This is a genomic window from Mangrovactinospora gilvigrisea (genome assembly GCF_001879105.1).
GTDB lineage: Bacteria > Actinomycetota > Actinomycetes > Streptomycetales > Streptomycetaceae > Mangrovactinospora > Mangrovactinospora gilvigrisea.
This window is the reverse complement of record NZ_MLCF01000124.1, coordinates 1-9,537: the sequence shown is the minus strand read 5'-3', so window position 1 is coordinate 9,537 and position 9,537 is coordinate 1. Positions and strand designations below refer to the sequence as shown.

The window sequence follows — 9,537 nt, the reverse complement described above, 5'->3', positions numbered from 1 at the left end:
CCAGGACGTGCTCGACGCCCGGGAGACCTGCGAGGTCCCGGGGGCGGGGGGCCGGGGGGGCAAGCGCGGGGGCCGCACGGAGCCGGCGGAGAAGCCGGAGAAGGCGGACGAGAAGCGTGCCGAGCGGTCCGAGAAGCCGGGGCGCGGCGAGGGCGGCGGCGGGCGCGAGCCCAAGTCCGGCCGGTCCGCGGCGAAGGCGGGCACGGGCGCCGGGGGCGGGGCGGGCAAGCGGGGCGAGGGGCCACCACTCGAATGAGCGGAGATTGTGGCCCATCCCCGCACTATCGGCCCATCGGCGCGCCGATTCGTGACAGGATTTTCCCCATCACCTCACCACCGGTCACATGACAGGAACCCCATGAGCGACACATCCTCTCCGCACGGCTTCGACATCGTGCGCCGCGGGTATGAGAAGGCGCAGGTCGACGACCGTATCGCCAAGCTCGTCACGGATCGCGACGGCGCGCTCGGGCGCATCGGCACCCTGGAGAAGCGGATCGAGGAGCTGCACCTCGAGACGCAGCAGGCGCAGGCGGCGGCCTCGGATGCGGAGCCGTCGTACGCCGGGCTGGGTGCCCGCGTCGAGAAGATTCTGCGGCTTGCCGAGGAAGAAGCCAAGGACCTGCGCGACGAGGCGCGTCGCGCCGCCGACCAGCACCGCGAGCTGGCCGAGGCCGCTTCCCAGCAGGTTCGGCAGGATGCCGAGACGTATGCCAAGGAGCGCAAGGCCAAGGCCGAGGACGACGGCTCCCGGATCATCGACAAGGCCAAGTCCGACGCCACCCAGCTGATCGGCGACGCCACCAAGGACGCCGCGAACAAGCGCGAGGAGGCCGAGTCCCTGTTCGAGGAGACTCGGGCCAAGGCGGCGCAGGCGGCCGCCGACTTCGAGACAAACCTCGCCAAGCGGCGCGAGCAGTCCGAGCGCGACCTGGCGGCCCGTCAGGCGAAGGCGGAGAAGCGCCTCGCCGAGATCGAGCACCGGGCCGAGCAGCTCCGCCTGGAGGCCGAGAAGCTCCGCACCGACGCCGAGCGCCGCGCCCGCCAGACGGTCGAGACGGCGCAGCGCCAGGCCGAGGACATCGTTGCGGACGCCAACGCCAAGGCCGAGCGGGTGCGTTCGGAGTCCGAGCGCGAGCTGGCGGCGCTCACCAACCGCCGCGACAGCATCAACGCCCAGCTGACCAACGTCCGCGAGATGCTCGCCACCCTCACCGGAGCGGCGGTCGCGGCGGCGGCCGGCCCGGAGGACGCCCCGGTGAGCCTCCCGGCCCAGCAGCAGTCCTCTTCGCACTGACGGAGCGCACGGCCCCGTCCTGCACAGCCCGCGGCCCCGCGGCGACGGCCCAGCCTTCCCCGCGGGGCCGTGCGCTGCACTCCTGACCCGCGCAACGGTGAGGTGACCACGCGCGGCGCCACCGGCACCCCGCCCTTGTGACGCGAAGCGTCACGGGCGGGGTGCCGGGGCGTAGGGGCGCTTTCGAATTCGGGCGGCGAGCCCCGCGGCGTGGCGGCAACCGCTACGCGCGGTGCATCCGCAGCCCGAGGTGCCCGTGCTTCCGCTCCGCCTCCTTGCGCGCGGCCAGCACCTTCTTCACCCACCGCCGCAGCGCCACGTCGAACTCCCCCGGCGTCTCCATCGAGGCGATGTGCCCGGCGCCGCGCAGCACCGCCAGCTCCGCGTCCGGGATCGCCTCCTGCATCCCGCGCGCCGTCTCCAGCGGGATCATCGCGTCCTCGTCGCCGTGCACGATCAGCGCCGGGACGTCCAGCGCGGCCAGCACCGGCCCGTAGTCGGGCCGCGCCGCCATGGCCCGCTCGGCCCAGGCGATCCCGGTGGGGTGCGCCTGCTCCACCATCCACCGGATGTTCTCCACCACGCCCGGCCGCTGGGTGGCGGTCGTCCGGCCGAAGAGCTTGGGCGCCAGCTCCTCCACCAGCACCCGCGGGCTGCCCTCGTGGAGCACCGTGTCGGCGATCTCCCTGCGGGCCGCCGCGGCGGCGGGGGTGTCGGCCTCGGGCTTGGTGTCGGCGAGGACGAGCCCCTCCAGGCGCTCGGGGTACTTGCGGGCGAAGGCCATGGCGACATAGCCGCCCATCGACAGGCCGCCGATGACGGCCTTGCGGAAGCCGTAGCGGTCCAGCACCGCGGCCACGTCCTCGGCCATCCGGTCCAGGTCCGGGGCGTCGGTGACGGAGAGGTCGTGCGGCTCGGACGCGCCGAATCCACGCAGGTCCGGCGTGATCACGTGGCACAGATCGGCGAGCGCGGAACGCTGCGCGTCCCACATCCACGAGGTCAGCGGGAACGCGTGCAGCAGTACGAGGGGCATGCCGGAGCCGGAGTGCCGGCAGTTCAGTTCCTGAGCCATGCCCGCAGAATAAGACCGCACCCCCTCCGGCTTGCGTAAACGGGGTGTCATAAGACTGAACCGGAAGGGTGTATTCCCAGCGCAACCCGCGCACAGCGGCCCGTAGGGTGGGGACCAAGTGTGCCAGACCCGGCGAGTCGGGGCGCCAAGCAATCGAACACATCTGCGGGGAACCGGTTTATGATCGAACTTCAGAATCTGACGAAGCGCTACGGCAGCACGCTGGCGGTCGACGGACTCACCTTTTCCGTGCCCGAGGGACGCGTCACCGGATTCCTCGGCCCCAACGGGGCCGGCAAGTCCACCACCATGCGGATGATGCTCGGCCTGGACAACCCGTCCGCCGGCGAGGTCCGCATCGACGGGCACCCCTACCGCCAACTGCACGCCCCGCTTCGCGAGATCGGCGCCCTGCTGGAGGCGAAGGCCGTCCACCCCGGCCGCACCGCCTACAACCACCTGCTGTGCCTGGCGCAGAGCAACCGGATCCCCCGCAAGCGGGTCTCGGAGGTGCTGGAGCTGGTCGGCCTGGGCGAGGTCGCCAAGAAGCGCACCAAGGGCTTCTCCCTCGGCATGAGCCAGCGCCTGGGCATCGCCGCCGCGCTGCTGGGCGACCCGCGGATCGCGCTCTTCGACGAGCCCGTCAACGGCCTCGACCCCGAGGGCATCCTGTGGGTGCGCAACCTGATGAAGCGTCTGGCCGCCGACGGCCGCACCGTCTTCGTCTCCTCCCACCTGATGAGCGAGATGGCGCTCACCGCGGAGCACCTCATCGTCATCGGCCGCGGACGGCTCCTCGCCGACCTGCCGATGAACGAGTTCATCCGCCGCAACTCGCGCTCCTACGTGCGCGTCCGCACCCCGCAGGGCGAGCGGATGCAGGACGTCCTCGCGGCGCTGCCCGGCGCCCGGGTGACGGGCGCCGCGGACGGCTCGCTGGAGGTCGAGGAGGCCGAGGCCGCCGCGATCGGCGAGGCCGCCGCCGCGGCCGGCATCCCGCTCCACGAGCTCAGCCCTCAATCGGCCTCCCTGGAGGAAGCGTTCATGCAGCTCACCGCCGAGTCGGTGCAGTACCACGCCGGCACCGGCGAGCCGCCGCAGGCGCCGCCGGGCATCCCCCCGGGGACTCCGCCGGGCATGCCTCCCGGCACACCGCCGCCCCCGGCCCCGGGCGGCTGGATGGGCAACGGCAACGGGGAGGTCACCCGATGAGCGCCGTGCTGCTCTCCGAGTGGACGAAGATCCGCACCGTCCGCTCCACCATGTGGACGCTGATCCTGACCTTCCTGCTGACGGTCGCCATCAGCATGCTCTTCGGGCTGGTGGTCAACTCCACCTTCAAGAACATGCCGGCCCACGAGAAGGCCACCTTCGACCCGACCTCGCTCAGCTTCAGCGGGTTCATGTTCGGCCAGATCGCCCTGATCGTCTTCGGGGTGCTGATCGTCTCCACCGAGTACACCACCAGCATGATCCGCGCCTCGCTGGCGGCGGTGCCGCAGCGCGGCACCTTCATGTTCGCCAAGATCGCGGTGGGCACGGTGGTGGCCCTGGTGGTCGGGATGGTCACCTCGTTCGTGGCGTTCTTCACCGCGCAGACCGCGCTCGGCTCGCACGGCGCCGGCATCGGCGGACCCCATGTGCTCCGGGCGGTCTTCGGGGCCGGCCTCTACGCGACGCTGATCTGCATGTTCGCCATGGGCATCGCGATGATGCTGCGCAGCAGCGTGCTGTCGCTGGGGATCCTGATCCCGCTGTTCTTCATCGTCTCGCCGATCCTCTCGGCGATCCCGAAGGTGAAGACGGTCGCCAAGTACCTGCCGGACCAGGCGGGCCAGCGGATCACCTCCACCGTCGCCGACCCCAACGCGGCCTTCGGCCCGTGGACGGGCCTCCTCATCCTGGTCGCCTGGACCGCCGCCAGCCTCCTCGGCGGCTACCTGCTGCTGAAGAACCGCGACGCCTGAGCGCTCCCCGCGCCCCCGCCGGGGGCGCGGGGACCCGCCGGTACCGCTGGTGCCGCTGGTGCCGCTGGTGCCGCTAGTACCGCGGCCCGTTGCGGCTCCGCTTCACCTTCGCGCCGCGCCGCGACCGCGCCGCCCAGCAGGACGAGTGCCAGTGCCGCCGGTCTTCCGCCCCCGCATGCGCCGGCCAGGCCACCACGTGCGGGACGCCCCCGCGGATCTCCTGGTCGCAGCCCGGGCAGCGGTACGCCCTGCCGCCCTGGCCCGTCACCGGGCGGACGGCCCACTCCTCGCCGTCCCACTCCTCGGTGCGCCAGCCGCCGAAGCCGCCGCCCTCGCCGTCGTCCCCCGCGTCACCCCGGGGACGCCCGGAATGGGGGCGGTTCCTGCGCGGCACGGGAACCCCTCCTCGGTTCGGCGACGGACGTCGGGTCCAGGGTATCGGGGGCGACCGGTGCATGGGCCCGGTACCGGGCAGTGCGTACCTTCACCCGGTGACGTTCGTTATACGTGTCGTAACAACACACCACGACCACCGACATCACGAACCGCCGCCGAGTACCTGGGGCGTGGCCGCGCGGGGACGAGTACGACGGAGGCAACCAGCCATGGAGATCGGCGCATTCATCCTGGCGGCCCAGTTCCCGGGCCAGGGACACTACGAGGCGCTGGACCGCGCCGTGCGCACCGCCGAGGCGGTGGAGCGCGCGGGGCTCGACGAAGTCTGGCTCGCCGAGCACCACTTCGTGCCGTACGGCACCTGCCCGTCCGCGACCACCCTCGCCGCGCACCTGCTCGGCCGCACCCGGCGGATCCGCGTCGGCACCGCCTGCTGCGTGCTGCCCAACCACCACCCGGTGGAGCTCGCCGAGGCGGCCGCGCTGCTCCACCTCACCACCGGCGGACGCTTCCGGCTGGGCGTCGGGCGCGGCGGCCCCTGGGTCGACCTGGAGGTCTTCGGGGGCGGCCGGGAGGCGTTCGAGAGCGGCTTCCCCGAGGCGCTGGAGCTGCTGCTGCGCTGGCTGGACGAGCCGCGCGTCGGGGCGCTGCCCCGCCAGGTGGGCGCCGCGGACGCGGCCGACGCGGGCCTCGACGCCGGGACCCGGACCGACACCGACACCGACACCGACACCGACACCGACACCGACACCGAAATCCCGGCGCCCCGCTACCGGTTCCGCGAGGTCGCCGTCGTCCCCCGGGCGTGCGACGGGCCCACCGGGTCCGGCCCCGAGGTGCTGGTCGCCTGCACCTCGCCGGCCACCGCCGCGCTCGCCGCCCGCCGCGGGCTGCCGATGCTGCTCGGGATGCACTGCGAGGACGCCGAGAAGGCGGAGATGGTGCGCTTCTGGCGGCGCGAGGCGCTCGCCGCCGGCCATGATCCGGCGGTGGTGGACGCCGCGCCGCATGTCTCGGTCGGGGTGGCGCAGATCGCCGACAGCGGCGCGGAGGCGCGCGGCATCCTCGCCAAGCGGATGCCGGAGTGGCTGAAGTTCGGGCTCGGCGCGCACGTCACCCTGGACGGCTCGGCGCGCCGGATGCGCGACGCGCACGCCTACACCGACCTGCTGTGCCGGCTCCATCCGGTGGGGACGCCGCGCCAGGCGGCGGACCGCATCGCCGCGACCGCCGAGGCCACCGGGGTGCGGCGGTTCGCCTTCCTGGTGGAGGGATCGGGCGATGCGGACCTGACGCTCCGTACGGTGGCGCGGCTCGGCGCGGAGGTCGCGCCGGAGTTGCGCGCCGCCTGACGCCGGGCCTCGGCCTCCGGCGCCGGGCGGTCAGCAGTCCCGCAGCTGGGGGGACTGGTTGAGGATCTGCGCGCGGATCGTAGTGAACCCGGCAAGGCGCTGCTCGATGTCGGGAGTGGGGGCGAACACCGCCGCCCGGTGGCAGTTCTGGAATGCCAGCCGCACACCGAAGTGGCGCTCCATGGCGCCCTTGATCGCGTCGCTGGCCATCGCCCTGAGGAGTTCCCCCCGGTCGTGCTCGCTCGGCGGCGGCGTGCGGTTGTCCGCGAACTCGCTGCCGCTGATCTCCATTTCCGCGACAAGGGACGAGATCAGATTCCAGGCGTACGGGAGTGAGGTGCGTACACAGTCGATGAATTCGCGATCGGTAATCGCCTCTCCCTGCTCGGCGCGCTCCAGAAGCTCCGGTGACACGTCCAGTGACATGTGACTCTCCCTGCTCTCAAAGGAACCGGTGCCGGGACCGGGCACCGATAAGGTCCGAGCGGCCGCCACTCAAACGATGCATCACGGTAGACGCGGCGTCAGGGTTCACACCAGGGCGGTATTTCGCCGCGTGGCCGCTTCGCTACGGAGAATGGCCGGAATGCCGATCGGCGACCCATCTGCATATGCCCGGGGCAGCATTGCCAGTACCGCGGCAATGCGGATCCGTCCGATCCATGCTCTTCGGCGAGCCGTCCGCGAGCAGTACGCGAGCCTGCGGCGGGCCCGCCGCGAGCCCGCCGCGGGCCCCGCGCGCAGCCGGTTCGCGATGACGGCCGCCCGTCCGCTAGCGTTGCCGACCGTGCGTCTTGTCATCGCCCGCTGCTCCGTCGACTACGCAGGCCGGCTCACCGCCCACCTGCCCTCGGCGCCGCGCCTCATCCTCGTCAAGTCCGACGGCAGTGTGTCCATCCACGCCGACGACCGCGCCTACAAGCCGCTCAACTGGATGTCCCCGCCGTGCACCCTCAAGGAGGAGGACGGCGTCTGGACGGTGGTCAACAAGGGCGGCGAGAAGCTGATCATCACCCTCGAAGAGGTGATGCACGACTCCTCGCACGAACTCGGTATCGACCCGGGCCTCGTCAAGGACGGCGTCGAGGCGCACCTCCAGGAGCTGCTCGCCGACCGGATGGAGGTGCTCGGCGAGGGCTGGACGCTGATCCGCCGCGAGTACCCCACCGCGATCGGCCCGGTCGACATCCTCGGCCGGGACGCGGACGGCGCCACCGTCGCCGTCGAGATCAAGCGGCGCGGCGAGATCGACGGCGTCGAGCAGCTCACCCGCTACCTGGAGCTGCTCAACCGCGATCCGCTGCTGGCGCCGGTGAAGGGCGTCTTCGCCGCCCAGGAGATCAAGCCCCAGGCGCGGGTGCTCGCCGGCGACCGCGGGATCGCCTGCGCCGTCCTCGACTACAACGCGCTGCGCGGCATCGAGGACGACAAGCTCAGGCTCTTCTAGGCCTGTTCGCCGCCCCGCCGCTCCGGGGCCTTCCCGGGAAGCCCGTCGAGGCGGCCGGGCAGGCGCCGGCGGACGAGCCAGAAGCCGAGCACCGCCACCGCGGCCAGCGGCAGCGCGATCACCAGGTCCTTGGTCTCCTGGTTGGCGAGCGCGACCGCCACCCCGGCGATCGCCACCAGCGGGGGCAGCGGCCACAGCGGCATCCGGAACGTCCCGGCGAGCCCGCGGTCGCGCACCCGGCTGACGATCGAGGAGACCGCCACCAGCAGGTAGATCGTCGCGATCACCACGCCGGTGAAGGTGATCAGGTTGCTCAGCGAGGTGAAGACGCAGAGCACGCCGTTGCCGACGAAGAGGAACGCGAACGCGTAGCCGGGCACCTTCGACCCGGGCAGCACATGCCCGAAGAAGCGCGCCACCGGCCCCGGCAGCAGCCCGTCCCGTCCCACCGCGTAGTAGATCCGCGCATAGCCGAGGTTGGCGGCGAGCCCGGTGTCGAACATCGCGATGACGACGCCGGCGATGAGCACGTCCGCCCCGGCGCGGCCCATCACCTGATGGGCGATCAGCGACAGCGGCGCGGAGTTTGCGACGGTCCCGGGCAGGTCGTGGATCGCCAGTGTCGCCGCGATCACCGCCAGCACCTCCACCACCACGGCGATCACCGCGGCGAGCACCACGGCCCGCGGCAGGGCGCGGCGGGCGCCGCTGGACTCCTCGGAGAAGTACAGCGGCCAGTCGTAGCCGTTGAAGGCGAAGAGCGCCGGGACGACGGCCGCGAGCAGCGCGCCGGCGCCGACCGCGGTGAGGGCACTGCCGTGGCCGGTGGGGACCAGGGGGCCGGTGAACGGCCGCACCTGGGACGAGCCGGAGGCGTGCGCGAAGGCCACCACAGTGAAGACCAGGATGACGGCGATCTCCAGCGCGAGCATCGCCGCGGCGACCCAGCTGGCCGGGGTGATCCGTCCCACCGAGAGCGCGGTCACCAGCGCCATCATGCCCAGGGCCACCCAGCCGACCGGGAGGCCGCCGCCGACCAGCGAGTCGAGGTAGGTGGCGGAGGCCACCAGGATCGAGGCAGTGGACGTCAGACCCAGCACCAGGAAGAGGATCCCGGTCGCCCCGCCGAGGACGGAGCCCAGCGCGCGCCGCACGATGGTGTACGCGCCGCCGGCGCTCGGGAAGACGGAGCCGACCTCGGCGTAGCAGAGCGCCATCGCCAGGGCGATGGCGGCGCCGATGACGAACGCCCACACCACGCCGGTGCCGGCGCTGGCCAGGCCCGAGCCGTAGACGAGGAACACCGAGGTCGTCGGCGAGATCGCCGCGACGGCGATGGCGAGCACGTTCCACGGCCGCAACGCGCGGGGGGCGAGGCCGCTGCGCGGGGACGCGTTCTGATGTGTATCGCTCAACTCCTGCATGAAGCGGGAACTTAGCGCGGCGGCGCGCCGGCACGCGAGGGGCGTGCGGGGGTCCGTCCGAGCGGAGGCGCGGCGCGCGGGCGGCGCGCGGGCGGGGGGCCGTCCGGGCCGAGGTCGCGGGGCACGCGGGCAGGGGGGCCGTCCGGGCCGAGGTCGCGGGGCACGCGGGCCGGGGGGCCGTCCGGGCCGGGGCCGCGGGGCGTGATGCGGGTCCCTGTACTCACTCGCGCAGTTCCCCGCGCCCCTGACGGGGCCCGACCTTCACGCAGCCCGTGCGCCCCCAAGGGGCGCGGCGGCGCGGGCCGGGGTCCGTCCGGGCCGGGGCCGCGGGGCGTGATGCGGGTCCCTGTACTCACTCGCGCAGTTCCCCGCGCCCCTGACGGGGCGCGACGTTCACGCGGCCCGTGGGCCCCAAGGGGCGCGGCGGCGCGGGCCGGGGTCCGCCCGGGCCGAGGTCGCGGGGCATGATGCGGGACCCTGTACTCACCCGCGCAGTTCCCCGCGCCCCTGATCGGGCGCGACGTTCACGCGGCCGTGAGCGGCGGCGCCCCGAAGGGGCGCGGGGAACTGCGCGGGTGA

General features: G+C 73.1%; 9 protein-coding genes and 1 pseudogene. 6 read left to right on the top strand and 4 right to left on the bottom strand.

Features of this window, described 5'->3' with window-relative positions:
* Together BIV57_RS19290 and BIV57_RS19285 are read left to right on the top strand one after the other, a co-directional pair.
* Nucleotides 1–256 (top strand): annotated as a pseudogene (locus BIV57_RS19290) (hypothetical protein); the annotation flags it as partial.
* 102 nt (nucleotides 257–358) lie between these two features.
* Nucleotides 359–1,297, top strand: coding sequence for a coiled-coil domain-containing protein (locus BIV57_RS19285; protein ID WP_071658108.1), 939 nt, complete (start codon nucleotides 359–361; stop codon nucleotides 1,295–1,297).
* 223 nt (nucleotides 1,298–1,520) lie between these two features.
* Here the strand turns inward: BIV57_RS19285 and BIV57_RS19280 are convergent, their stop codons facing one another.
* Nucleotides 1,521–2,372 (bottom strand): alpha/beta fold hydrolase, encoded by an 852-nt coding sequence (locus BIV57_RS19280; protein WP_071658107.1) that lies wholly within the window; start codon nucleotides 2,370–2,372, stop codon nucleotides 1,521–1,523.
* Between the two features lie 180 nt (nucleotides 2,373–2,552).
* On the opposite strand from BIV57_RS19280, the gene BIV57_RS19275 reads away from it, so the two are divergent.
* Together BIV57_RS19275 and BIV57_RS19270 are read left to right on the top strand one after the other, a co-directional pair.
* Nucleotides 2,553–3,584: an ABC transporter ATP-binding protein gene (locus tag BIV57_RS19275; protein ID WP_071658106.1), complete on the top strand. Its 1,032-nt coding sequence runs from the start codon at nucleotides 2,553–2,555 to the stop codon at nucleotides 3,582–3,584.
* Nucleotides 3,581–4,339: an ABC transporter permease gene (locus BIV57_RS19270; protein ID WP_071658105.1), complete on the top strand. Its 759-nt coding sequence runs from the start codon at nucleotides 3,581–3,583 to the stop codon at nucleotides 4,337–4,339. The genes BIV57_RS19275 and BIV57_RS19270 overlap by 4 nt, the downstream gene beginning before the upstream one ends.
* A gap of 73 nt (nucleotides 4,340–4,412) precedes the next feature.
* Here the strand turns inward: BIV57_RS19270 and BIV57_RS19265 are convergent, their stop codons facing one another.
* On the bottom strand, nucleotides 4,413–4,733 hold the full coding sequence (locus tag BIV57_RS19265) for an ATP/GTP-binding protein (RefSeq protein WP_071658104.1): 321 nt from the start codon (nucleotides 4,731–4,733) through the stop codon (nucleotides 4,413–4,415).
* A 211-nt stretch (nucleotides 4,734–4,944) separates the two neighbouring features.
* Here BIV57_RS19265 and BIV57_RS19260 point away from each other — a divergent pair, with 211 nt between their 5' ends.
* On the top strand, nucleotides 4,945–6,087 hold the full coding sequence (locus BIV57_RS19260) for an LLM class flavin-dependent oxidoreductase (RefSeq protein ID WP_071658103.1): 1,143 nt from the start codon (nucleotides 4,945–4,947) through the stop codon (nucleotides 6,085–6,087).
* 30 nt (nucleotides 6,088–6,117) lie between these two features.
* Here the strand turns inward: BIV57_RS19260 and BIV57_RS19255 are convergent, their stop codons facing one another.
* Nucleotides 6,118–6,513, bottom strand: a complete 396-nt coding sequence (locus tag BIV57_RS19255) for an SCO5389 family protein (protein WP_071658102.1) — start codon at nucleotides 6,511–6,513, stop codon at nucleotides 6,118–6,120.
* Between the two features lie 361 nt (nucleotides 6,514–6,874).
* On the opposite strand from BIV57_RS19255, the gene nucS reads away from it, so the two are divergent.
* Nucleotides 6,875–7,534 (top strand): endonuclease NucS, encoded by a 660-nt coding sequence (gene nucS, locus BIV57_RS19250; RefSeq protein WP_175548803.1) that lies wholly within the window; start codon nucleotides 6,875–6,877, stop codon nucleotides 7,532–7,534.
* On the opposite strand, the gene BIV57_RS19245 is transcribed toward nucS, so the two are convergent.
* On the bottom strand, nucleotides 7,531–8,958 hold the full coding sequence (locus tag BIV57_RS19245; RefSeq protein ID WP_071658100.1) for an APC family permease: 1,428 nt from the start codon (nucleotides 8,956–8,958) through the stop codon (nucleotides 7,531–7,533). The genes nucS and BIV57_RS19245 overlap by 4 nt on opposite strands.
* Between the last annotated feature and the right edge of the window lie 579 nt (nucleotides 8,959–9,537).